Below are 22,674 nucleotides of genomic sequence, written 5' to 3' on the forward strand. Positions count from 1 at the left end.
CCCCGCACCCGGATTCAGCCCCGGCGGGCCGGATCCGGCAACGGGTTCCCCTCGCACTCCGCGTCGGCGGCCGGCAGCCGGCCGCCGGCCAGGAACCCCATCACGTACCCGTCCACGCAGGCGTTGCCCGCCTGGTAGGCGCCGTGGTCCCCGCCCCGGACGGTGACCAGGCGCGAGCCGGCCAGCGCCCGGTGGGCGCGCAGGGCGCCCTCGTAGTGGGTCGCCGGGTCGTGCGTGGAGTTGAGCATCAGGACGGGCGGCAGCCCGCGTCCCGTCACCTCGACGCGGGGCGCCCGGGACCGGGGCCACTGTGCGCAGACCGCCGCGTAGGCCAGCTCCCGCGCCCCGGCCAGGGGGCGGTCGGCGGAGTCGGCCGCGCTCCGCGCCACCCACCCGCCCAGGTCACGGCTCCACGGGGTGTCCTGGCAGACGACGGCGAAGAAGTCCGCCGCGAACTCCGCCCCCATGGGGTGCTTCAGCTTCGCGGCGAGGGCCTGCCGGGTGGCCGGCGGGGCCGCCTCGGGGTGCTCCAGTACGCCGAGCACCGCCGCGAGGTCGGGGAAGCGGTCGCCGTCGTAGAGGATGCTCGTCGCGGCGGCGTCGAGGCGGTCCGCGGTGACCGGCGTCCCCTCCAGGTCCAGCGGGCGTTCGCGCAGCGCCGCGCGCACCCGCTCGTAGCTCGCCTTCGCCTGCGCGGGGGTGGCGCCCAGGTGGTAGACCGAGTCGTTCTTCGCCAGCCACGGCAGGAAGTCCTCCTCGAAGCGCCGCTGGAAGCTCAGCGGCTGCCCCGTCATGAAGGACTCCCACCCGTCGGCGAAGTCGACGTTGCTGTCGAGGACCATCCGGTCCACCCGGCGCGGGAACTCCGTGGCGTAGTAGGCCCCGAGGAAACTCGCGTACGACGGCCCGTAGTAGGAGACCTGCCGCGCGCCGAGCAGCGCCCGGTACAGGTCCATGTCGTGGACGGCCTGGTCGGTGGTGATGAAGGGCAGCAGACCGCCCGAGGCGCGGCGGCAGTCGGCCACGAAGCCCCGCGCCCGCTCCAGCGTCGCCGCCACCGCGCGCGGCGAGCGGTCGCGCAGGTCGCCGCCCGCGAACATGGCGTCGACCGTGTCCTGGCCGGAGCAGACCACGTTCGTACTGGCCCCGACCCCGCGCTGGTCGAAGCCGACGATGTCGTACGTGGCCGCCAGCTCCGGCGCGTACGCGGCCAGCCCGGCGGGCCGGCCCAGCCCCGAGGCGCCGGGGCCGCCGGCCGCCATCATCAGGACGCCGCGCGGGGCGGCGGGGCCGGTGGCCCGGTGCCGGGAGACCGCGACGGTGAGGTCGGGGCCGGTGCCGGGGTGGTACCAGTCCCGCGGCACCGTCATCCGGGCGCATTCGAGCGAACCGGACTGGCAGGGCTGCCAGTCGAGACGCTGCTGCGCGTACCGGGCGGGTACGGGCGGCGCGCCGGCGGCCGCCGCGGCGGCGGCGTTCGCGGGAGCGGCGGGCAGGGCGGCCAGGGCGAGGAGCCCGCACGCGGCGGCCGTGGCCCACCGCGCGGGCTTCCTGAAGAGGTGCATGGGAAGGTGTCCCCCCGTGGGAGTGGATCGGTCACCCCTCACCCTCCCGGCCCGCGCCGCCCGGGACGATCCCCCTGGCACCCGTTCCGGGGGTGGTGCTGGTGCCACCCCCGCGAGCGCCCGCCCCGGTCAGGCGGGGCGGCGGACCAGGTGCGTCGTGAGGTGGTGCTGGAGGGGCTGCCCCACCGCCGCCATGTCGTGTACGACCATCAGCCGGTCACCGTCGAGGGCGTAGTGCCGCCGCGTCCCGGTGACCTCCTTGGCCTTCGGGGTCAGCGCCACCTGTTCGGTCCCGATCTCGATCTCCGCGCCGGACGCCCGCCCGGTGTACGTCTCCACGATGCCGGTCGGGTGCGCGAGCACCACCTCCAGAGAGGCGTCCGGGGCCACCCGCCACCATCCGGCCTCCCGCCCCGCGGGCCGTACCGGCACCCCGGAGCCGTCGATCAGCCAGGCGCGGGCCTCGTAGCGCAGGAAGGGGCGCCCGTCGTGGCTGAAGGTGACCTCCTGCTCGTAGCGGAAGTCCTGCTCCAGCGTCGGGTACTCGCCCCGCCCGCGCCCGTGCCACCGGCCGATCAGCCCGAGGACGGGCGCGAGCTGCGGGTGCGGCTCGGGGCCCTCGCCGAGGACGTGGGTGTCGGGGTACGGATTGTCCTGAACCGGATCGAACATGCTCACCTTGCCTGTGTGTGAAGTGCCTGGCGGCACGCAGCCTAGGCGCTGCCACCCCCGCCCGCCCGGCCGGGGCGCGGGTCCGAAATCCGCTGTGCGGGGTGGACTGGAACGTGCGGCACAGCGGCGTCGGCCACGTCCGCTTCGAGGCGAGGGCCGTTGCCCCTTGGGGGCGGGGGCCGGGCCGGCCGCGGGTCAGGCCACGAACTCCTCGTCTCCGTAGTGGACTTCGGCGCGGGTCCAGTCCACGCCGAGGGACTCCGTGAGCTTGCGGGCCAGGGGCAGGTCGGGGAGCGGGGCGATGAGCACGAGGCGGCCGTCGAGGGTGACCGAGCCGCCGCCCAGGTGTTCGCGCGCCTCGGGGTCCGCGAGCAGGGCGTCGCGCAGGCAGGTGGGGCTGACGCCGGGGGCCTGGATCTCCACCGCGTCGACGTCCGGCGACGTGCGCGGCAGGCAGCGGAAGGTCAGCACAGACTCCTGGTCGTACCGCTTGCCGATGACTTCGGCGAGCTGGTGCAGCCCGGCCGGGCCGACCCGGTCGAGGTCGAACCGGCGGGACCGCTCGTACGTGGCCTGCTGCTGCTCCCCGGACCAGAACACCCCGTCCAGCAGCGTCGAGTCGCCGGGCCGGGCGCCCTGCGCGCGGATGATGCCGCGGACCTCTCGGTCGAAGCCCGACAGGCGGGTCCTGAGCCGGGGGTCGGCCGGATCCGTGATGACCGCCGTGTTGTTCGTGGCGAAGACCTCCGCCGTCGGGCACCCCGCGTCGGCGGCCGAAGCGGTGCCCGCCCCCGCCGGACCCATCGCCAGGACCCCGACCGTCACCAGCGCCGGCAAACGCCTCATGCGTCAACTCCCCTTGGGCAGAACCTCGCCGAACCCTTCCTGAGCTGCGGCGGGGCCCATCCTAGGAGCGGGACGCGGCTCCCCGGGGCGGGATCAACCCGGATGGCCGACACACGCCCGCGTGCCTGACGCGCGCCGCGCGCGGGCGCTCACACGGCGACGGCCTCGATGACCGATGACAGCGCGGGCGTCGGCAGGATCCGGTGCAGCCGGAACCCGGCCCGGTCCAGCAGCCCCTCGAACTCGGCCGCGGTGCGCTCACGTCCGGTCGCGACCGTCAGCATGACGATGTCCATCTCCACGCCCGGATGCGGCACCCCGCCCCCCGGCAGGACGACGTCCACGACCAGCAGCCGGGCCCCGGGCGCCGCCGCCCGGCGTACGGAGCCCAGGATCCGCAGCGCGTCCTCGTCGTGCCAGTCGTGCAGGACGTGCTTGAGCAGGTAGAAGTCACCGCCGGACGGCACCGCCGTGAAGAAGTCCCCGCCCTCGGTGCGCCACCGGCCCGCGCGTCCGGGGCCGTCCAGCACGTGGCCGGCCACCGTCGCGGGCCGGTCGAAGAGCACCCCGCGCAGCGTCGGCCCCCGGTCGAGCACCGCCCGCAGCAGCCCGCCCCGGCCGCCCGCGACGTCGATCACCAGGGCGCCCTCGGGGAACGCGCAGCTCCCCGCGACCGGTTCGTCGTCGCGCCCGGAGAGCGAGGCCATTCCCGCGTCGAAGACCGCCCGGTCCCGGGGGGACACGAGCAGGTGCTCGAAGAACGGCACCCCGTGGGCCAGCTCGAAGGACGGCCGGGCGGTGCTCAGCGTCCCCGGCAGCTCGGCGGCGGCCCGCCAGAGCATCGGATCGGTGACCATCACCGCTGCGGCGTGCTGCGAGTCCACCGCGTCGGTGCGCAGCGGCCGCCCGGCCTCCTCCAGTACGAACGCGCCCCGTTCGTCCTCGTGGAACAGCCCGTGCGCCGCGAGCAGCCGCAGGACGCGCCGCAGGGCGCCGGCGTCGGTGCCGGTCCGGGCGGCGAGGTCCTCGGGGGTGCGCGCTCCGCCGGCGAGGTGGTCGGCGATCCGGTGGACGGCCACGGCCCGTAGCGCGGCGGCGTGGAAGTGCCCGTACATCACCTCGTGCAGTACGGACGGCGCGGAGCGGCGGGAGCGGCGGGAGCGGGCCAAGGGGTCGGTGCGGTCGGTGTGCTCGCCGGGGCTGGCCACAGTCGCGCTCCTGTCGGGTCAGGGGGGTGCCGCACCGCCATGGTCGCCCCGGTACCGGGCCCGCCGGGGCGCTTTCACCGCGACGGACCCCCCGTCAAGGCGACTTCAGGGCACGGGGACCGCGTCCGCCCCGGCCCCGCGGGCGGCCAGCTCCCCCAGCCGCACGAGGCGTTCGCGCGTCTCCTCGTCGAGCGGCACGTAGCTCACCAGCCGCGCCCCGGAGGCCGGTTCCAGCCACAGGTTGGTGTGCTCCACGTGCAGCAGGCCCACGAGGGGGTTGAGGATGTACTTCGCCTTCCCGCCCTGCCCGACCACCTCGTGCCGCGCCCACACCTCCCGGAACTCCTCCGACGCCGCCTCCAGCCGTGCCAGCAGCGCCTTCCACGCCGGCTCGGCCAGGTGCTCGGCCATCGCGGCCCGGAACTTGGCCGCCATCGTCCGGTTCGACTCGGGCAGGTTGACGACGGCCGCCCGCCAGTCCGGATCGGTGAACGCCAGCCACAGGCAGTTGCGGTCCTCGGGCGGCAGCCGGTCCAGATCGCACAGCAGCCGCCCGTACGTGGTGTTGTGGGCGAGGATGTCGTAGCGGCTGTTCTGGACGCAGGAGGGGATCGGGTCCAGCTGGTCGAGCATCGCCCGCAGCGCCGGGGTCAGCGTCGGGCAGGGCGTGTGCTGCGCCGGATCGGTGCTGCCGGCCAGCGCGAACAGGTGCGCTCGCTCACTGGCGTCCAGCAGCAGGGCGCGCGCCAGGGCGTCCAGGACCTGGGGGGACACCCGGATCTCACGGGCCTGCTCCAGCCAGGTGTACCAGGTGACCCCGACCGCCGAGAGCTGCGCGACCTCCTCGCGGCGCAGTCCGGGGGTGCGCCGGCGCCGCCCGCGCACCAGCCCGACCTGTTCCGGGGTGATCCGCTCGCGGCGGCTGCGCAGGAATTCGGCCAGCTCGTGCCGGCGGACGTCGCTCTCGGGTGCCACAGTGCTCATGGCACCAGGGTGCCGCACCCCGCATCCGGGTGCCAGGTACCTCCACTACCAGGATAAAGAGACTCTGGTACCCCACTGGGCTGTGCCGCATCGTTCCCGGTGTGAGCGAAACAACCGTACGCACCCACCCCTCTTCCCCCTCCCACCGCGCGGACCCGGCCACCCCGGGCGCCGGGGCGGCAGCCGCACTGCGCCCGCTGGGACTCTTCACCGTGCTCCTGGGCGCGGCGCTGCCGCTGATCGACTTCTTCATCGTCAACGTGGCGCTCCCCGCCATCGACAGCGACCTAGCGGCCGGCCCCGCCACGCTGGAACTCATCGTCGGCGGCTACGGAGTCGCCTACGCCGTGCTCCTCGTCCTCGGCGGCCGCCTCGGCGACACGGCCGGACGGCGCAGGCTCTTCCTGATCGGCATGGCGGCCTTCGGCCTGACCTCGCTCGCCTGCGGACTGGCCCCCACCGCCTGGACCCTGGTCGGGGCGCGGGTGGCGCAGGGGGCGGCCTCGGCGCTGATGCTGCCGCAGGTGCTCGCCACCATCCAGGCCACCACGCAGGGCCCGCGCCGCGCCCGGGCGATGAGCCTCTACGGGGCCACCGCCGGGCTGTCCATGGTCGCGGGGCAGATCCTCGGCGGCGTGCTGGTCGCCGCGGACGTCGCGGGCTCCGGCTGGCGCTCGGTGTTCCTGGTGAACGTGCCCGTCGTGATCCTCGGGCTGGTGCTCGCCGCCCGCGTCCTGCCCGAGACCCGTTCCGAGCGCCCCGCCTCGGTCGACGTACCGGGCACGCTGCTGCTCGCGCTGTCCCTGGTGTCCCTGCTGCTGCCGCTGACGGAGGGCCGGGCGACCGGCTGGCCGCTGTGGACCTGGGTGTCGCTGGCCGTGTTCCCGTTCGCGGCCGCCGCCTTCTACCTGACCGAACGCCGTGCGGACCGGATGGGCCGCACCCCGCTCGTACCGCCGAGCCTGCTGCGCCTGGAGTCGCTGCGGCGCGGGCTGGTGATGCTGGTGCCCTTCTCCATCGGCTTCAGCGGCTTCATGTTCGTGGTGGCGGTGGCGCTCCAGCAGGGCCTGCGGATGGGACCGGTGGCCGCCGGCCTCGCCCTGGTGCCGATGGCCCTCGCCTTCTTCGCCGCCTCCCTCGCCGGACCGCGCCTGGTCGGCCGCTTCGGCAGCCGTGTCGTCACCGTGGGCGGGTTGCTCCAGGGCGCGGGCATCCTGCTGCTCCTGCTGACCGTCCGGAGCGGCTGGCCGGACCTCGGGCTCGCCTCGCTGGCCCCGGGGGTCGCGGTCGCGGGCCTCGGCCAGGGCCTGCAACTGCCCGTGCTGATGCGGCTGATGCTCTCCGACGTCCCGGCCGACCGGGCCGGGGTGGGCGGTGGCGTCATGGTCACCACCCAGCAGTCGGCGCTCGCGCTGGGCGTCGCGACCCTGGGCAGCCTCTTCCTCGCGCTGATCCCGGCGGCGGGGATGCGGACGGCCCTCGGCGTGACGCTGCTCGTGCAGCTCGGCCTGATCGTGCTGACGGTCCTGCTCAGCCTGCGCCTGCCGCGCGGCATGCGCTGACCCTCGCTCCGCGGGTGCAATTGCGAGGGCATCGCACCTGGTCACGGGGCGTACGACGGCTGTAGCCGCAAGGGGTTCGCTGTGTCACCGTGAGCCCATGGAGGGCAACCGGAGCACCCGCACGCACCACCTTGACAGCCACGGCCACAGCCACGAGCAGGGTCACGGCCCCGGTCACGGCCCCGGTCACGGCCCCGGTCACGGCCACGGCCACGGCCACGAGCAGGCTCACGGCCACGGCCCCGGCCACGAGCACCGGCGCCGCGCCCCGCTCCGGCACCGGATCGGCCACCTGCTCCGGCCGCACGGACACGAAGCCGCAGACAAGGTGGACACGGCGATGGAGGCCTCCCGCGAGGGCATGCGCACCCTGTGGATCTCCTTCGCCGTCCTCGGGGCCACCACCGTCGTCCAGGCCGTCATCGTCGCCCTGTCCGGATCGGTGGCGCTCCTCGGCGACACCGTGCACAACGCCGCCGACGCGCTGACCGCCGTACCGCTGGGCATCGCCTTCGTCCTCGGCCGGCGGGCGGCGAACCGCCGCTTCACCTACGGCTACGGCCGGGCCGAGGACCTGGCGGGCGTGCTCATCGTCCTGACCATCGCCGCGTCGGCCGCCTTCGCCGCCTGGGCGGCCGTCGACCGGCTCCTCCATCCCCGTGGGGTCACCCACCTCTGGGCGGTCGCCGCCGCCGCGCTGGCCGGGTTCGCCGGGAACGAGTGGGTGGCCCGCCATCGCATCCGCACCGGCCGCAGGATCGGCTCCGCCGCGCTGGTCGCCGACGGACTGCACGCCCGCACCGACGGCTTCACCTCCCTCGCGGTCCTGCTCGGCGCGGGCGGCTCCGCGCTCGGCCTGCGGGCCGCCGACCCGGCCGTCGGACTGCTGATCACCCTCGCCATCCTGGTGGTGCTGGGCGACGCCGCCCGCCAGGTCGGCCGACGGCTGATGGACTGCGTCGACCCGGCGCTCGTCGACACCGCCGAGCGGGCGCTGCGCCGCGTGGAGGGCGTGCTGGACGTGGGGCAGCTGCGGATGCGGTGGCTGGGTCACAGCCTGCGGGCCGAGGCCGACATCGTGGTGGGGCACCGGCTGACCGTCGTCGAGGCCCACGACGTGGCGGTCGCCGCGGAGCACGCCCTGATGCACGCGCTGCCCCGGCTCACGGCGGCGACCGTCCACACCGACCACTCCCATCCGGGCGGCCACGACCCGCACGCCGCCCTCGGCCACCACACCGGCGGCTGAGGCCCGTACGCACCGGGGAACACGGCGGTCCCCGATGGGCGCGGGCCCCGGGGTGTTACCGTCGCGCCCATGTCCAAGCCCGAGATAGACGCGGTGACCGCCGAGTTCTTCGCCGCCTTCGACAACCGGGGCGGCACGCCCGCCGACGTGGCCCGGCTCCGCCGGCTGGTCCTGCCCGGCGGCGTGATCGTCAAGACCGGTCCGGAGTTCACGGCCTACACGCTGGAGGAGTTCATCGAGCCGCGCGAGCGGCTGCTGAACGACGGCCGGCTAGTGGAGTTCACGGAATGGGAGACCTCCGAGCGCACCGAGATCGTGGGTGACATCGCGTCACGCTTCGGCGAGTACCGCAAGTCCGGCGTCCTGGACGGTGCCCCCTTCGAAGGCGGCGGGACCAAGGCCCTCCAGTTCGTCCGGACCCCGGACGGCTGGCGGATCGCCGCCTTCTCCTGGTTCGACCGGCCCTGACGGGGCGCGCCGTCAGCGGACCGCCGGGACGGCCTCCGCCCGCCGGACCAGGTCGGTGATCAGCGAGGCGATCTCGGGCCAGAGCGCGCGCGGCAGGTCGTGCCCCATCCCCTCGAAGGTCACGAACTCGGCGCCGGGCACGGCCCCGGCGGTCGCCCGGCCGCCGCTGACGTCGCACATTACGTCGTCGGAGCCGTGGATCACCAGGGTGGGCACGGTCAGCGAGGCCAGCCGCGCCGTCCGGTCACCGGAGGCGATGGCGGCCGCCGCCTGGCGGGCGACGCCGAGCGGATCGTGGGCCCGGTCGAAGGAACGCCGGGCCCGGTCACGGACCGCGGCCTCGTCGAAGGGGAAGCCCGGGGACCCGAGGACCCGTACGGTCCGCACCATCCGCTCGATCACCTCCTCGCGTTCCGTCGCGACCGGTCCGGCCAGCGCGCCCAGCGCCTCGGGCTTCGGCCGTCCGACGCGCGGGTCGCCCGTCGAGGACATCATGGACGTCAAGGACCGCACCCGGCCGGGGTGTTCGAGCGCGGCCGTCTGGGCGATGGCCCCGCCCATGGACAGCCCGACCAGGTGGGCGCCGTCGATCCCCAGCGCGTCGAGCAGGCCGATGCTGTCGGCGGCCATGTCGGAGAGGTTGTACGACACCGAGGACAGGTCCCCGGCCAGCGCGGCCCGCACGTCCGGCACGGGCGCGTCCGGGAAGTGCGAGGACAGGCCGACGTCGCGGTTGTCGAACCGGATCACCTGGACCCCGCGCGCGGCCAGTTCGGCGCAGAACCCCTCCGGCCAGCCCAGCATCTGCAGGGCGATGCCCATGATCAGGAGTACGGCCGGATCGCGCGGATCCCCGAAGCGCTCGTAGGCCACCTCGATCCCCGACGGGCCCACCTCGAACGCCTTCTGTTCGCTCATGCGCCCACGATAGAGGCGCACCGTCCGCACCCGGCCGAACGGCAGGTCCGTGGCGGCGCCCGGCGCGGCGGGCCGTTCCGGGCGCTCGCGCGGGCCGCCGTTCTGCGCGAGCGTGCTCGATCCGGCCCCGTTCCGAGCATCTATTGACATGTACGCGCCGTCTGCGCTGCACTGGTGGCCCCTTCCCCGCCCGGTCCCACCCGGCTGGAGGCAGCCATGCGTCTGCTCGGATCACTGGTCGCCACCGCCTGCGCGGTGACCCTGCTGGCGGCGCCCGCCGGCGCCGCCGCGCCGCCACCCGCCCGCGCGGCCGTCGCGGCGGCCGACACCGGGCCCACGGCCGACACCGGGCCCACGGCCGACACCGGGCCCACGGCCGACACCGGGCCCACGGCCACCGGGCCCACGGCCGTAGCGGCGGCTCCGCCGACCGTCCCGGCGCTGCGCCAGTGGACCCCCTCCGGCAGCGCGGCCTACACCTTCACCGCCACCAGCCGGATCGTCGTCGACCCCGCCTCCGCCGACCGGCTCGCCGACGAGGCAGCCACCTTCGCCGAGGACCTCACGGCACTGACCGGGCACGCCGTCCCGGTCGTCACCGGCAGCCCGGCCGCCGGTGACATCGGCCTCGGCCTCGGCGAGACGGCCCTGCCGGCCGAGGGCTACCGGATGACCGCGGCCGCCGCCCTCACGCTGCGCGCCGCCACCGGCACCGGCGCCTTCAACGGCACCCGCAGCGTCCTCCAACTCCTCCACCAGTCACCCTCGGTACCTGCCGGCACCGCCGTGGACTGGCCGGACAAGTCCGAACGCGGACTCATGGTCGACCAGGGCCGCAAGTTCTTCACCGTCGACTGGCTGAAGCAGCACATCAGGGAACTGGCCTACCTCAAGCTCAACTACTTCCACTTCCACCTGTCGGACACCTTCGGCTTCCGCCTGGAGAGCACCACCCACCCGGAGATCGTCTCCGCCGACCACTACTCCAAGCAGGACATCGCCGACCTCGTCGCCCTCGGCCGCAAGTACCACGTCACCATCGTCCCCGAGCTGGACACCCCCGGGCACATGAACGCCGTCCTCGCCGCCCACCCCGACCTCAGGCTCAAGAGCAGCTCCGGAGCGCTCAGCCCCGGCTTCATCGACCTCTCGCTGCCCGCCTCGTACGCGCTGATCAAGGACCTGGTCAACGAGTACCTCCCGCTGTTCCCCGCCCCCTACTGGCACATCGGCGCGGACGAATACGTCACCGACTACGCCGCGTACCCGCAGCTGCTCGGCTACGCCCGAGCCCACTACGGCGCGGGCGCCACCGCGAAGGACACCTACTACGGGTTCGTGAACTGGGCGGACGACCTCGTCCGGGCGGCCGGCAAGACCACCCGCATGTGGAACGACGGCATCAAGTCCGGCGACGGGACGCTCACCCCCCACCCGGGCATCCTCGTCGAGTACTGGTACACCTACGGCCTGACCCCGCAGCAGCTCGCCGCCGCCGGACACACCGTCGCCAACGCCTCCTGGACACCCACCTACTACGTACTGGGCGGCGCCAAACCCGACACCAAGTGGATGTACGAGACCTGGACCGCCGACCGCTTCGAGGGCGGCGCCACCCTCGCCGACCCGGCGAAGAACCCCGGCTCGCTGCTCCACGTCTGGTGCGACGATCCGGGCGCCGAGACCGAGCAGCAGATCGCCGCCGGGATCATGTACCCGCTGCGCGCACTCGCCCAGCAGACCTGGGGCTCCCCGAAGCCGGTGGCCACGTACGCCGCCTTCACCCCCCTCGTCGCCGCCGTCGGCCACAACCCGGCCTGGCCGGGGGGCAGCCCCTCCGGGAACCTCGCCCTGGGCCGCCCGGCCACCGCCTCCAGCACCGAGACCGCGGCCTTCCCGGCCGCGGCCGCCACCGACGGCGACCCCGGCACCCGCTGGTCCAGCGCCTACGGCGACCCGCAGTGGCTCCGGGTGGACCTCGGCGCCGTGCGCGACATCGGCCGCGTCGTGCTGCGCTGGGAGGCGGCGTACGGGAAGTCCTTCCAGATCCAGCTCTCCGACGACGCCGTCACCTGGCGCACCGTCCGGAGCACGGCCGACGCCACCGGGGGAGTCCAGGACCTCACCGGCCTGAGCGGCACCGGCCGCTACGTCCGGATGTACGCCACCCAGCGCGGCACCTCCTACGGCTACTCCCTCTACGAGTTCGAGGTGTACGCAGGCCCCTCGGACGGAGTCCGCACCCTCACCGCGGCCGGCCGGGCCCTCGACGACCCGGCGAGCTCCACCGCCCCCGGTACCCAGCTGATCACCTGGACCCCCCACGGCGGCCCCAACCAGCAGTGGCGGCTCACCCCCGGCGCGGACGGCGCCCTCACCCTGGCCAACCTCTCCTCCGGACTGTGCGCCGACGTGGCGGGCGGCTCGACGGCGCCGGGAGCGGCCGTCGTCCAGGCGGCCTGCACCGGCACGGAAAGCCAGCGCTGGACGGTCAGCGACCTGCCGGGCGGCGGACACGCAGTGGCGAACGAGAAGAGCGGGCTGCGGCTCACCACCGCCTCCGCCGCGGACGGAGCCCCGGTCACGCAGCAGCCGGCCACCGGCTCGGAGTACCAGCGGTGGCAGATCGCCTGACCGTCACCCGGCCGCCGCGCCCCCGCGGGCGAGGCGGTGCACCCGGTCGAGGAACTCGGCCGGATGGAAGGGCTTCGCGAGGACCTCGTCCACGCCCGCCTTCAGCGCCTGCACGGTGCACTCGGGATCGGCCGGGGGCAGGGCCAGGATCGGCAGGGACCCGTGGCCGGGGTCCCTGCGGATCTCCTCGAACAGAGCCACCTCGTCCAGCCCCGGCCCGGTGCGCTCGCACACCAGCAGGGCGACCGGGCCCTCCCGTTCCAGCAGGCCCAGCGTGTCCCTGCCGCTTCCCCCGTCGACCACCGCGTAGCCCCCGGCGACGAGCAGCCGTTCGAGCAGCCCCCACAGCCGGCGGTCCTTGACGATCAGGAGGACCCTGACGGGGGTGTCACTGCTCATGATGTGCCTCTTGCTCCGACGCGTGCCGCCTTCGTGACGGCACCGGTGCCCATCCTCCCTCACTCCGCTGCGGGCACTTCCCTCCCGCTGCTCCTCCGGCTACTCCCCTCCGGCCCGGGTTCCCCACGTCCGCTCCAGCAGGGCGTCGCCGAGCTCGCTCGTCGTGTAGTGCACCTCACGCCCGTAGCGGTGGCTCGTGACGAGACCGGCCTCGCGCAGCACCCCGAGGTGCTGGGAGACCGCGCCCGGGCTCAGCCCCGTCCGGGCGGCCAGCCGCGTCGTGGTGGCCGGTGAGCTCGTCAACGCCGGCAGCCCGGCCCGGCCCCTCGCCGGAGGCGCCGCGCCGCTCCCACAGGGTGCCGACCGCCCGCGCGGGGCAGACGGCGGCGGGCGGCGCCGGCCCCGGGCCCGTCAGCAGCCGGCAGCGGACCGCGAAGGCGCTCGGGGCCAGCGTGAACCCCGTGCCGTCCAGATCGAGGACGGCCGGGGCCAGGTCCGGGGAGACCAGCCGGTCGCCCGTCCAGCGCAGCGCCGGATGCAGCCGGGCCAGCACCTCCTGGATGCCGTCCTCCGCGAGCTGCCGGGTCCGGTACGCGATGTCCGCCTCCAGCAGCGCCCGGATGCGCGGCCAGTACGGCCGCACCGCCGCCCCGTGATGATCGCGGGCGACCTCGGCCGCGCCGCCCCGCTCCTCTCGGTCCCCGCCACGGCGGCGCTGGACGCTCCGCTGGCCGGGGCCGGTTACGTCTGTCTCCTCGACGCCGGGGCGATGGAAGGACGGCACTGGACCAACGACGGCGCCCTGGAGGACACGGCCACCGGCAGCGGCGCGGGCTGCGCGGCCGCGTACCTCCGCCGCCACGGCCGCATCGCCGACGGGGAGCCGTACGTACTGCGGCAGGGCCGCTTCACGGGGCGCGGCGCCGAGATGACCGTCAGCGCGTACGGCCGAGGGCGGGCGGTGCACCGTGTGCGGGTCGGCGGCGGGGTGGTGATCGTGGGGGAGGGGACGCTTGCCGAACTGCCCTGATATCGGTGGGAACGGGGGGTCTGACCCGGCGCGTCTGCGGGCCTATTGACGGATCATCACCCACGATGACGCGATGAAGAGGTTCCCCCGCCTCGCGGCCGTCGCCGCCCTGGTCGTGGCGGGCGTCGCCGCAGCCGCCCCCGGCTCCGGCTTCGGCTCCGGCCCCGGCCGTTCGACGGAGATCCCCCCGACGGACGCGCGCCCGGCGGATACCCACCGGCAGCCGGCCGCCCCGGCGGAGCACCGCCCACCGGAGCCCCTCGCCCCGGACCCCCTGGCGAAGACGGCCGCCCCGGACTCCTTCCCCTCGGACGCCCGCCCGGGGGAGACGGACCCGGAGGCGGCCGGGCCGCAGGACGGCCCCGAGGACGGCGGCCACGAGGACGGCGGCCACGACAGCGCGGGCCCGGCGGAAGGACGCGCCGTAAGGGCCGGTCCGCCGGGAGCGGGCGGGCAGGGCGACGACCCGGCCGGGACCCCGCCGCAGGACGCCCGCTCCGCCGCGATCCGCACCGCGCGGGCCCGGCCGGACGGGGCCGGCGCGGAGCCCGCAACGGAGGGCGCCACGGACGACGGCCGCCCGGGGGAGGGGCTTACGACGGAGGGACTCACGAGGGAGCTTCCGCTCGTGGGGGCCCGGGTGCCGGAGGCCGAACCGGTGGAGTTGCTCTCCGCCGGGGCACGGCCGGCCCGGGTGCTCCAGGCGCGGGACCGCGGGACCCGGATGGTCCCGGTCGAGGCCCGGCCGGGCTGGGTGCTCCCGGCGCAGCCGGCCCCCGGGGTGACCTACCGGGCCTTCTCCGTCTCGACCCCGCACGGCAGCGCCCGCGTCCACCTCGTCGAAGCCGACCTCAGCGGCCCCGGCGTACGGGCCGATCTGCTGTACCCGGGCTCGGTCACCGACCGGGCCCCCGTTTCCCAGATGGCCCGCCGCCAAGGGGCCGTGGCCGCCGTCAACGGGGACTTCTTCTACATGCTGGAGAGCCAGCACCCCGGAGTCGCCGCCACCGGATCCGCCTCCGGCCCCCAGGTGATGCACGGCCGCCCCCTCAAGGCCGCGGTGCCCGAAGGCCAGCGGTTCGGCTGGAAGCCGCTCCCCGGCGACAGCGCCCAGGACGTGGTCGGCGTGGGCACGGACGGCAAGGCGCGTACCGGCCGGCTCAGGCTGTCGGGCCGCGTCGAAACCAGGACCGGCGGATTCCGCTTGGGCGGGTACAACCAGTACGCCCTGCCGGTCGGTTCCGTCGGACTGTTCACCAGCGGGTGGGGCTCCGCGTCCCGCGCGCGGGCGGTGTGCGGGACCGACAAGCACCGTTCGGGGCCCTGCGCCGACGAGGTCTACGAGGTGACCGTCCGCCGGGGCGAGGTCGTCTCCGGCACCGCCGCCCCCGGCAGCGGCCCCGTCGGCGCCGGCACCCAGATCCTGCTCGGCCGGGAAGCCGGCGCCCGCCTGCTGCGCGCCCTGGCCCCGGGCACGCGGGTACGTGTCGACTACGGGCTCGACGCGGGCTCGCAGACCCCGTTCCGGTTCGCCCTGGGCGCCCACGCCGTGCTCCGGGGCGGCCGGGTGCTGTCCGGCCTCGACGCGCGCACCGCGGAGCCCCGTACGGCCGTGGGCATCGCCGACGCCGGGAACAGCCTCTTCCTGCTGGCCACCGACGGCCGGGAGGGCACCTCCACCGGCCTGACGGTGCGCGAACTCGCCGGCGTCCTGCAGTCGCTCGGCTGCACCGAGGGCCTCTACATGGACGGCGGCGCCTCCTCCACCCTGGCCACCCGCGACCCCGGCAGCGGGAAGGTCTCGGTGCGCAACCACCTCCAACAGGGGGAGGAGCGCCGCGTTCCGAACGGCATCGCGATCATCGCCGGACGCGGCGGTGCCCCTTCCGACTGAGCCCCGGTGGGCCGGGGGAGGACGGCCGGTGCGAAACTGACCGGCTGTGAACGGTACGAAGAGCACGGCAGGTCCGGGGCCACTCCGGCCCCGGAGACGGCGACGGCAGGGGCGGCACCGCAGGTCCGCGGCATGGGCCTTGGCGGCGGCCGCGGTCGCCGCGATGGCCTCGGGCTGCTCCCTCCCGCTGCGGGACCTGGGCCCGCTGCCCCCGAGGTACACGGGTCCGGTGCTGCCCGCGGACGCGGTGGTGGCGGACCTGACGGCGGCGCTGGCCGCGGAGGGCGTGGCGGTGCGGCGGATGCCGGTGGACCCGAGCGGGGCCGAATGCCACGAGGCCCTGGGCGCCGAACACCCCCCGGCGACGGCGCCGGCCGCCGTGCGGGCCGCCTTCGACCGGGCCCGCTCCGGCTACGGCTGGCAGCCCGCGACCGGCCCGGACGAGGGGTACCTCAGCGTCAGCAAGGGCAACTGGACGGCGACGACCCGCATCGACGCCCACCCGCCGGCCGGAGTCCCCGCCGCACCGGTCGTGATCACCCTCGTCTGCGACGGCCGGCGCGCGACGCCCCCGGCGTCACCGGCATCCCCGGCAGCCTCGGCGGCCCCCGTGTCCACGGGGTCTCCCGGCCCGGGATGAGCTTCCGGCCCCCCCGGCCCCCCGGCCCCCCCCCGCCTACCCGTCGTCGTCGGCCCCGTACCGCAGGCGCCCCAGCGCGGACATCGGCCGGTCGTGGGCGGCGACCGGGGCGGGCAGGGCGGTGCAGCCGGTCAGGTAGCGGTCCACCGAGGAGGCCGCCGACCGGCCCTCCGCGATGGCCCACACCACCAGCGACTGGCCCCGCCCCGCGTCCCCGGCCACGAACACCCCGGGGGCCCGCCCGCCGGCGACCGCGAAGTCCGCGTCACGGGCGTAGGTGCCGTTCCCGTCCCGTTCGAGCCCCAGTTGCCCGCCCAGCCCGCCCGCCAGCTCCGGGCCGGAGAAACCGAGGGCCAGCAGGACCAGCCCGGCCGGGATCACCCGTTCGCTGCCCGGCACGGGGCTGCGGGCCCCGGGCTCGACGGAGGTCAGCCGCAGCGCCCGTACGCGGCCGGCCGGATCCCCGTCGAAGTGCAGGGTGGCACTGGAGAACAGCCGCGGGTCGGTGCCCGACCGCCCGCGCGCCTCCTCGTGGGCGTGGGAGATCCGGTACACCTTCGGATAGACGGGCCAGGGCTCGCCGTCGCACCGGCCGGGTCCCGGTTCCGGATTGATGTCGAGCTGGACCACCGACAGCGCGCCCTGCCGCAGCGCCGTGCCCAGGCAGTCCGAGCCGGTGTCCCCACCGCCGACGATCACCACATGGCTGCCCTCGGCGGACACCGGGGACAGCGGGTAGTCGCCCTCGCACACCCGGTTCGCGCAGGTCAGGTACTCCATGGCCTGGTGGATGCCGGACAGGGCGCGCCCCGGGACCGGAAGCTCCCGGCGCTCCCCGGCGCCCACCGCGACGACGACGGCGTCGTACCGGCCGCGCAGCTCGTCCGCCCGCTCGGCCCCGCCGACGTCCGTTCCCGTCAGGAAGGTGGTGCCCTCGTCCCGCATCTGCCCGATCCGGCGGTCCAGGTGTGCCTTCGCCATCTTGAACTCGGGGATGCCGTAGCGCAGCAGACCACCGATCCGGTCGGCCCGCTCGTGGACGACGACGCGGTGTCCGGCCCGGGTCAGCTGCTGCGCGGCGGCCAGCCCGGCCGGGCCGGAGCCGATCACGGCCACCGACTTGACGCTCCGCCGCTCCGGCGGGCGGGGCCGCATGTAACCGCGCCGCAGGCCCTCGTCCGCGATCGTCTGCTCGACGTTCTTGATGGTCACCGGATCGTCGTTGATCGTGAGCACGCAGGCGTCCTCACAGGGCGCCGGGCAGAGCCTGCCGGTGAAGTCGGGAAAGTTGTTGGTGGCGTGCAGCCGCTCGTACGCCGCGCCCCAGTCGCCGTGGGCGGCGTACGCGTTCCACTCGGGGATGAGGTTCCCGAGCGGACACCCGGTGTGGCAGAACGGGATGCCGCAGTCCATGCAGCGGTCGGCCTGCTCCGAGACGAGCGGCAGCAGCGCCTGCCCCGCGTACACCTCGTGCCAGTCGCCGAGCCGCTCGGCGACCGGACGGGCCGCGACGGGCTTGCGGGGGATCCTGAGGAAGCCGAACGGATCGGTCACGCGCCGCCTCCTGGCCGACGTGCGAGCGGGTGGGGGTGCGCCCCGGCGCGCGGTGCCCGCCGTATGCGACCTTTCGACCAGATTACGCCGTGTGGGTGAGGCCGCGCGGCGAGCTGACCTTGACGAACACCCCGGAGGTTACGGAGAGTGGCCGCTCGGACGACAGGGGTGGGGTGCGCATGGAACGGCAGCGGTACGTGGAGCGGTGCTCGGAGCTCTACGAGGTGGGCGGCTACGAGGCGGTCGAGGCGACGGCGCGGGCCGGGCTCGACGCCCACGGCCCCGATCCCGTCCTCCTGCGCTGGCTGGGACAGGCCCACGCGGCACAGGACGACGACGACCACGACCGCGAGGCCGAGGCGGCGTACCGCGAGGGCCTGGAGCTCGCGCCGGACGATCTCGGGCTCCTGGTGTCGTACCTGGAGCTGTGCCTGCGGTCCGATTCCTACGACCACCCGGCGCGCGTGCGGCGCGCGGAGCTCATGAAGGCGCGGATCGAGGAACTGGCCCCGCCCGGATCCGCCGGACGCGAACGCGTGGACGCCGTACTGGGATGGGCCGGACGGGGCTACTGGGACGAGCTGAAGGGCGCCGCCGAGCGCGGGCGCCGGCAGCGGGCGGAGACCGAGGAACAGAGCGTGCTCGTCACCGACGCGCTGCGCCGCAGCGCGCGGGGCGAGCCCGGCGCGGCCCCCGGGGAGGACCTCGCGGCGGCCGAAACGGCCGCGGCCGTCGAACTCCTCCAGGGGCGCCGCAACGCCCTGCTGCGGCTGGTGCTCGCCCACCGGGTCGCCGCGTACGGGGTGACGTTCGTCCTGGCTTACGGCTGCAACACGGCGCTGGTGCTGAGCGGTGCGCTGGAGCGCAGCCTGTGGGGCTGGCTGTTGTGGATCCCGCTCCTGGCCGCCGAGGCCAAGCTCCGCCGGGCGAAGCGACTGGGCCGGGAGCGGGTCGTCGCCGAGATGCGCGAACGCCACGCCCGGTCGGAAGGAGAGGAGCGGCCGCAGGGCGACCCGCGGATTCCCGTCGAGCGCACGCCGCTCTGACGGGGGTTCACCTGCCCGCACCCCGGCGGTGGTACGGCCCGTGGCTCGGCCCGTACCGCCGCCGGGGGCCGGCTCAGTAGCCCCAGCGGGGCTGGCCGCCGTCCTGACGGCAGTGGATCATCCGGCCGTTGCCCGCGTGGGTGGAGCGGCCCACGTCCGCCTTCCGGCAGAACTGGCCCGCGTTGTAGCAGTTCCCGGCGTTGGAGACGATCTCGCAGTCGGCCTTCGCGGGCTCGTCCGGCGCGGTGGTCGGCGCCTTCGTCGTCGGTTCCGGCGCGGGCCTGGTGGTGGCGGCGGGCCGGGCCGGGGCGGGGTCGGCGGACGCCTTGGCGTCGGTGTCGGCGGCGGGCGGTACGGAGGGGCTCGGGACCGCCGTCGGGGACGCCGACGCGGTGGGCGTGGGAGTCGGAGTGGGGGTGGGGGTGGCCGTCGTCGGCGCCGACGACGTGAGGGAGGGCGGCGGCGGAACCGCCGGTGCGCTTCCTTCCGCCGGTCCGCAGGCGACGGCGACGCCCGCCGCCAGCAGTCCGACGAACGCGAGCCGGACGCGCCCGGGCCTCCGCCCTGCCCCCCGCCCGGCTCTGCCGCCGTTCGCCGCCATGTCGCCCTCGTTCGCGCTGTGCACAGGTACCCCCACCAGGATTTGGTTAAAGAAGCAACATCATAGGAACTGATATCCGCCCGTGCGGGGATCTCCGCACAATCGTGCCGTTCCGGCTTTCCCCGTACGGGCGTTGCGGCGTGCGCGTGCGCGACCCGGTGGGCGACTGTGGACCCGACCGTCCCGCTGAGCGCCGCGTGTGTGAGGAGTCCCCGTGAACTGGACGCTGGAAGTCGTGCCCGTCCCCGTCACCGACCTGGACCGGGCGAAGGAGTTCTACGCCGACAAGGCCGGCTTCACGGTCGACCTCGACGACGAGGTGGCGCCGGGCGTGCGGGTCGTCCAGATCACCCCGCCCGGCTCACGGTGTTCCCTCGCGATGCTCCAGGGGATGCCCCTCGCGCCCGGCACGAAGGCGATGGCGCCCGGCTCCCTCCAGGGTCTGCAGTTCTGCGTCACGGACATCGAGGCGGCCCGCGCGGAGCTGGTGGCCCGGGGTGTGGACGTCTCGCCGGTCCGGCACGTGGGCGCGACGGGCTGGGCGGAGGGCAAGGGCGGCACCTGGAACTCGTTCATGTCCTTCGAGGACCCGGACGGCAACGGCTGGGTGGTCCAGGAGGCCCCGTCGGAGCTCGCCGAACGCTGAGCCGCGCGGGCGCCGGCCTCCCCCGTCCCGGCACCCGCGCCCGTTCCTCAGCGCTGGCTGTCCGCCAGGAGGGTGGCCGACGACGAGGCGTCCCGCTGGTGCGGGAGCGGAGGGACGGACACGGATTCCGCCCGCGGCTGCGCCTCCTGGAGCGACACCGCCCGCGCGGGGGCGGGGATGGTGATCCCCTCGGCCCGGTACCGCTGGTGCAGGCGCTTGATGAACTCGTGCTTGATCCGGTACTGGTCGCTGAACTCGCCCACGCCCAGGATGACCGTGAAGTTGATCCTGGAGTCCGCGAACGTGTGGAAGCGGACGGCCGCCTCGTGGTCGGGGACCCCGCCGGTGATGTCGGCCATGACGCTGTCCACGACGTCGAGGGTGACCCGCTCGACGTGCTCCAGGTCGCTCTCGTAGCCCACCCCGACCTGCACCAGGATCGACAGCTTCTGCTCCGGCTGCGTGTAGTTGGTCATGTTCGTCCGCGCCAGGCGGCCGTTGGGGATGATCACCAGGTTGTTCGACAGGTTGCGCACCACACTGTTGCGCCAGTTGATGTCGACGACGTAGCCCTCTTCGCCGCTGCTCAGCCGGATGTAGTCACCCGGCTGGACGGTCTTCGAGGCGAGGATGTGCACTCCGGCGAAGAGGTTGGCCAGGGTGTCCTGCAAGGCCAGGGCGACCGCGAGGCCGCCCACCCCGAGGGCGGTGACCAGCGGCGCGATGGACACCCCGACGGTCTCCAGCGCGACCAGTACGCCCATCGTCAGGACCACGATCCGCGTGATGTTGACGAAGATGCTCGCGGAGGCGGCGACGCCCGTCCGCGACTGTGCCAGCGACTGGACGAGACCCGCGACGACCCGGGCCGCCGTGACGGTGGCGATCAGGATGAGCACGGCGGCCAGGGACTGGTTGACGATCCCCGCGAGCCGCGCGGTGAGGGGCAGCGCCGAGACCGCCACCGCCCCGCCCGCGATGAGGGCGGCCCACGGGGCGACGGTGCGCAGCGCGTCGACGATGATGTCGTCGCCGGTCCACCGCGTCCGCAGGGCGTGCTTGGCCAGCCACTTCAGCAGTGCGCGCAGCAGCAGCCCCGCCACACCGCCCGAGACCAGCGCGATGCCGGCGACCAGCCAGTCGTGCAGGACGAGCGCCCGGGTCAACGGACCGCCTCCGGGGCCGGGAACGCGATGAGGGGTTCCGCTGCCGTCCGCCGTATGTGTTGTGTCGTCACCATGCCACCTGTCGGGTCGTGTTGCGTGCGGGCTTCGTTCACGCGTGCGTACGCGAGCGAAGCGAGCTGCCATCCTCTCCCATGGAAGCCGAGACTCCGCAGGTGGGCCGACCGTCGGCTGGCTACGGCGAGGTGATGGCCCGTTCCAGAGCGGTGGAGGGCCTGCTGGTCCCGGGGGTGAGGCCGGCCAGGGGGGGGAGCCGACGCAGAGGAGGCCGAGGAGGCGTTCGCGCAGGGCAGCGCCGTCGGCTGGACGGCTCGCAGCTCATGCGCTCGGCGAACCAGCTCGCGCACGTGCTCGGCGATGGCCTGCGCCTGCGCCTGCGCCTGCGCCTGTGTCGGCGGGTCCGGGTCCGGTGATGTCGTCATGCCGCCCTGGCTGATGTGACGCCGGGACGAGCGGCTGTCCCGCCCGGCCGGAATCAGCTCGATACGGCTGGGCGACACGAAGGTGACGTACGTACCCGACGGCGACGTGCGGCTCCGTCGCGGTGATCCACGGGGCGGGCTCCGCCGGCCACCGCCGGCGCCTCCTCGCCGAGCCGGCGGGGTCCGGCACGAGCGGCTTCGGCGTCCACTTCGCCGACGTGGTCTTCGGCCGGGTCCGCCACGACGGGCCCGGCCCGGCCCGGCGGCCGCTGGACGCCTGACCCGCCGGACACCCCCTAGAGGTCGATGGAGCGGTACTCCTCCAGGACGGTGAAGCCGGTGCTGTCGTACAGGCTCATCGCGATGTCGTTGCCGCCGAAGACGTTGAACATCAGCGCCTCGTCGCCGCCCTGCCGGGTGGCCCACTCACCGACGGCCATCGCGGCCCGGCCGTAGCCCCGGCCCCGGTGTTCCGGATACACCTCCAGCGAGAAGCCGAAGGTCACGCCCGGCAGGAAGCCGTGGTTCAGCCAGCCGGTGCCGATCACCAGGCCGTCGGCCTCCAGGGCGTAGAAGGCGTGACCCGGGGTCCGGTACCCCTGGGGGAGGTGCTCGGCGAAGTCCCGGTCGGATTTCTCCCGCGCCTGCTCCGGGGTCAGGGCGCCCGCCCGGACGATGTCCGCGACGTACGCGGCGACTTCACCGGCGTACCACCGGGGGTACTCCTCCTCCGTCAGGGGGCGGACCGTCAGGCCCGGCGGCAGGGATGGCCGCTCGGCGGCCGTGCGTATGCGGTTCTGTCCGCGTACGGGGTAGTCGGCGAAGGCGCCCGCTCCGCCGGTGAGCCGTACCGCCACCTGCCGCGCGCCCCGCTCGGCGCACCACCGCTCGGCCCAGGCCCGCCCCTGCGGCGCCGTCAGATCGTGGATCCGGCCCACGGCCGCACCGTCGTCCTGCGTCACCCCGACCGCGACCCAGCCGGAGCCGTCCGTGGCCACCGTCCAGTCTTCGATCCCCCGCACCGCCCGCTCCAGCAGCGCCCGGGCCAACGGCTCCGCGCAGCCCGCCGCCCGGTACCCCGCGAGCACCCGCTCCTCGAAGTCGGCCCGCCACCGCGCCCGATCGCTCACGATCCACATCTCGTCCATCCGC

22 protein-coding genes and 1 pseudogene are annotated in these 22,674 nt (G+C 75.0%); 11 read left to right on the plus strand and 12 right to left on the minus strand.

All coding sequences use genetic code 11. The features are described from left to right. Window positions 1-14: 14 nt before the first annotated feature. From ACFYYT_RS24385 to ACFYYT_RS24405, 5 genes are all read right to left on the minus strand, one after another. Window positions 15-1,565: an alpha/beta hydrolase gene (locus ACFYYT_RS24385; RefSeq protein ID WP_351827839.1), complete on the minus strand. Its 1,551-nt coding sequence runs from the start codon at window positions 1,563-1,565 to the stop codon at window positions 15-17. A 129-nt stretch (window positions 1,566-1,694) separates the two neighbouring features. Beyond that, window positions 1,695-2,237, minus strand: coding sequence for an FABP family protein (locus tag ACFYYT_RS24390; protein ID WP_351827842.1), 543 nt, complete (start codon window positions 2,235-2,237; stop codon window positions 1,695-1,697). A gap of 195 nt (window positions 2,238-2,432) precedes the next feature. Continuing rightward, on the minus strand, window positions 2,433-3,083 hold the full coding sequence (locus ACFYYT_RS24395) for a hypothetical protein (RefSeq protein ID WP_351827845.1): 651 nt from the start codon (window positions 3,081-3,083) through the stop codon (window positions 2,433-2,435). 149 nt (window positions 3,084-3,232) lie between these two features. Beyond that, complete coding sequence (locus ACFYYT_RS24400) at window positions 3,233-4,291, minus strand: methyltransferase (RefSeq protein ID WP_351827847.1); 1,059 nt, start codon at window positions 4,289-4,291, stop codon at window positions 3,233-3,235. A gap of 105 nt (window positions 4,292-4,396) precedes the next feature. After that, a complete protein-coding gene (locus ACFYYT_RS24405) occupies window positions 4,397-5,275 on the minus strand; it encodes a helix-turn-helix domain-containing protein (RefSeq protein WP_351827849.1) in 879 nt (292 codons plus the stop codon). A gap of 101 nt (window positions 5,276-5,376) precedes the next feature. Between ACFYYT_RS24405 and ACFYYT_RS24410 the strand changes: the two genes are divergently transcribed. The 3 genes from ACFYYT_RS24410 to ACFYYT_RS24420 all read left to right on the plus strand — a co-directional run bounded on the left by ACFYYT_RS24410 (window position 5,377) and on the right by ACFYYT_RS24420 (window position 8,554). After that, window positions 5,377-6,837: an MFS transporter gene (locus ACFYYT_RS24410; RefSeq protein WP_385320291.1), complete on the plus strand. Its 1,461-nt coding sequence runs from the start codon at window positions 5,377-5,379 to the stop codon at window positions 6,835-6,837. A gap of 97 nt (window positions 6,838-6,934) precedes the next feature. Continuing rightward, window positions 6,935-8,086 (plus strand): cation diffusion facilitator family transporter, encoded by a 1,152-nt coding sequence (locus ACFYYT_RS24415; RefSeq protein ID WP_351827852.1) that lies wholly within the window; start codon window positions 6,935-6,937, stop codon window positions 8,084-8,086. Window positions 8,087-8,155: 69 nt separating this feature from the next. After that, window positions 8,156-8,554 carry a DUF4440 domain-containing protein gene (locus ACFYYT_RS24420; protein WP_351827854.1) on the plus strand — a complete coding sequence of 133 codons (399 nt, stop codon included), beginning with the start codon at window positions 8,156-8,158 and terminating at the stop codon, window positions 8,552-8,554. Between the two features lie 12 nt (window positions 8,555-8,566). Here the strand turns inward: ACFYYT_RS24420 and ACFYYT_RS24425 are convergent, their stop codons facing one another. Then, window positions 8,567-9,472, minus strand: coding sequence for an alpha/beta hydrolase (locus tag ACFYYT_RS24425; RefSeq protein ID WP_351827856.1), 906 nt, complete (start codon window positions 9,470-9,472; stop codon window positions 8,567-8,569). 216 nt (window positions 9,473-9,688) lie between these two features. On the opposite strand from ACFYYT_RS24425, the gene ACFYYT_RS24430 reads away from it, so the two are divergent. Further along, window positions 9,689-12,106, plus strand: coding sequence for a family 20 glycosylhydrolase (locus ACFYYT_RS24430; protein ID WP_388609239.1), 2,418 nt, complete (start codon window positions 9,689-9,691; stop codon window positions 12,104-12,106). Window positions 12,107-12,109: 3 nt separating this feature from the next. On the opposite strand, the gene ACFYYT_RS24435 is transcribed toward ACFYYT_RS24430, so the two are convergent. Both ACFYYT_RS24435 and ACFYYT_RS24440 read right to left on the minus strand, forming a co-directional pair. Further along, window positions 12,110-12,505 (minus strand): response regulator, encoded by a 396-nt coding sequence (locus ACFYYT_RS24435; RefSeq protein WP_351830985.1) that lies wholly within the window; start codon window positions 12,503-12,505, stop codon window positions 12,110-12,112. A 99-nt stretch (window positions 12,506-12,604) separates the two neighbouring features. Beyond that, window positions 12,605-12,808, minus strand: a complete 204-nt coding sequence (locus tag ACFYYT_RS24440) for a helix-turn-helix domain-containing protein (RefSeq protein ID WP_351830987.1) — start codon at window positions 12,806-12,808, stop codon at window positions 12,605-12,607. A gap of 158 nt (window positions 12,809-12,966) precedes the next feature. Here ACFYYT_RS24440 and ACFYYT_RS24445 point away from each other — a divergent pair, with 158 nt between their 5' ends. The 4 genes from ACFYYT_RS24445 (at window position 12,967) to ACFYYT_RS24460 (ending at window position 16,069) form a co-directional block, all read left to right on the plus strand. Next, on the plus strand, window positions 12,967-13,161 hold the full coding sequence (locus ACFYYT_RS24445) for a hypothetical protein (protein WP_351830990.1): 195 nt from the start codon (window positions 12,967-12,969) through the stop codon (window positions 13,159-13,161). Next, complete coding sequence (locus tag ACFYYT_RS24450; RefSeq protein ID WP_351831003.1) at window positions 13,161-13,535, plus strand: PhzF family phenazine biosynthesis protein; 375 nt, start codon at window positions 13,161-13,163, stop codon at window positions 13,533-13,535. Before ACFYYT_RS24445 ends, ACFYYT_RS24450 begins: the two co-directional genes overlap by 1 nt. A gap of 73 nt (window positions 13,536-13,608) precedes the next feature. Beyond that, window positions 13,609-15,429: a phosphodiester glycosidase family protein gene (locus ACFYYT_RS24455; protein ID WP_351830993.1), complete on the plus strand. Its 1,821-nt coding sequence runs from the start codon at window positions 13,609-13,611 to the stop codon at window positions 15,427-15,429. 139 nt (window positions 15,430-15,568) lie between these two features. Next, window positions 15,569-16,069 (plus strand): hypothetical protein, encoded by a 501-nt coding sequence (locus ACFYYT_RS24460; protein WP_351830996.1) that lies wholly within the window; start codon window positions 15,569-15,571, stop codon window positions 16,067-16,069. Between the two features lie 36 nt (window positions 16,070-16,105). On the opposite strand, the gene ACFYYT_RS24465 is transcribed toward ACFYYT_RS24460, so the two are convergent. Next, a complete protein-coding gene (locus ACFYYT_RS24465; RefSeq protein WP_351830998.1) occupies window positions 16,106-17,623 on the minus strand; it encodes a glutamate synthase subunit beta in 1,518 nt (505 codons plus the stop codon). Between the two features lie 179 nt (window positions 17,624-17,802). Here ACFYYT_RS24465 and ACFYYT_RS24470 point away from each other — a divergent pair, with 179 nt between their 5' ends. Then, window positions 17,803-18,669, plus strand: a complete 867-nt coding sequence (locus ACFYYT_RS24470; RefSeq protein WP_351831000.1) for a hypothetical protein — start codon at window positions 17,803-17,805, stop codon at window positions 18,667-18,669. A 73-nt stretch (window positions 18,670-18,742) separates the two neighbouring features. Here ACFYYT_RS24470 and ACFYYT_RS24475 read toward each other — a convergent pair whose 3' ends face one another. Further along, window positions 18,743-19,306, minus strand: coding sequence for a hypothetical protein (locus ACFYYT_RS24475; RefSeq protein WP_388609245.1), 564 nt, complete (start codon window positions 19,304-19,306; stop codon window positions 18,743-18,745). 178 nt (window positions 19,307-19,484) lie between these two features. Between ACFYYT_RS24475 and ACFYYT_RS24480 the strand changes: the two genes are divergently transcribed. After that, window positions 19,485-19,916, plus strand: a complete 432-nt coding sequence (locus tag ACFYYT_RS24480) for a VOC family protein (RefSeq protein WP_351829941.1) — start codon at window positions 19,485-19,487, stop codon at window positions 19,914-19,916. A gap of 47 nt (window positions 19,917-19,963) precedes the next feature. Here the strand turns inward: ACFYYT_RS24480 and ACFYYT_RS24485 are convergent, their stop codons facing one another. Then, window positions 19,964-21,082, minus strand: a complete 1,119-nt coding sequence (locus tag ACFYYT_RS24485) for a mechanosensitive ion channel family protein (RefSeq protein ID WP_351829939.1) — start codon at window positions 21,080-21,082, stop codon at window positions 19,964-19,966. Between the two features lie 574 nt (window positions 21,083-21,656). On the opposite strand from ACFYYT_RS24485, the pseudogene ACFYYT_RS24490 reads away from it, so the two are divergent. After that, window positions 21,657-21,803, plus strand: a pseudogene (locus ACFYYT_RS24490) (MBL fold metallo-hydrolase); the annotation flags it as partial. A 15-nt stretch (window positions 21,804-21,818) separates the two neighbouring features. Here the strand turns inward: ACFYYT_RS24490 and ACFYYT_RS24495 are convergent. Further along, complete coding sequence (locus ACFYYT_RS24495) at window positions 21,819-22,670, minus strand: GNAT family N-acetyltransferase (protein WP_351829937.1); 852 nt, start codon at window positions 22,668-22,670, stop codon at window positions 21,819-21,821. Window positions 22,671-22,674: the final 4 nt, after the last annotated feature.

It is taken from the genome of Streptomyces sp. NPDC002032 (genome assembly GCF_042890765.1).
In the GTDB taxonomy this organism is placed as follows: Bacteria; Actinomycetota; Actinomycetes; order Streptomycetales; family Streptomycetaceae; genus Streptomyces.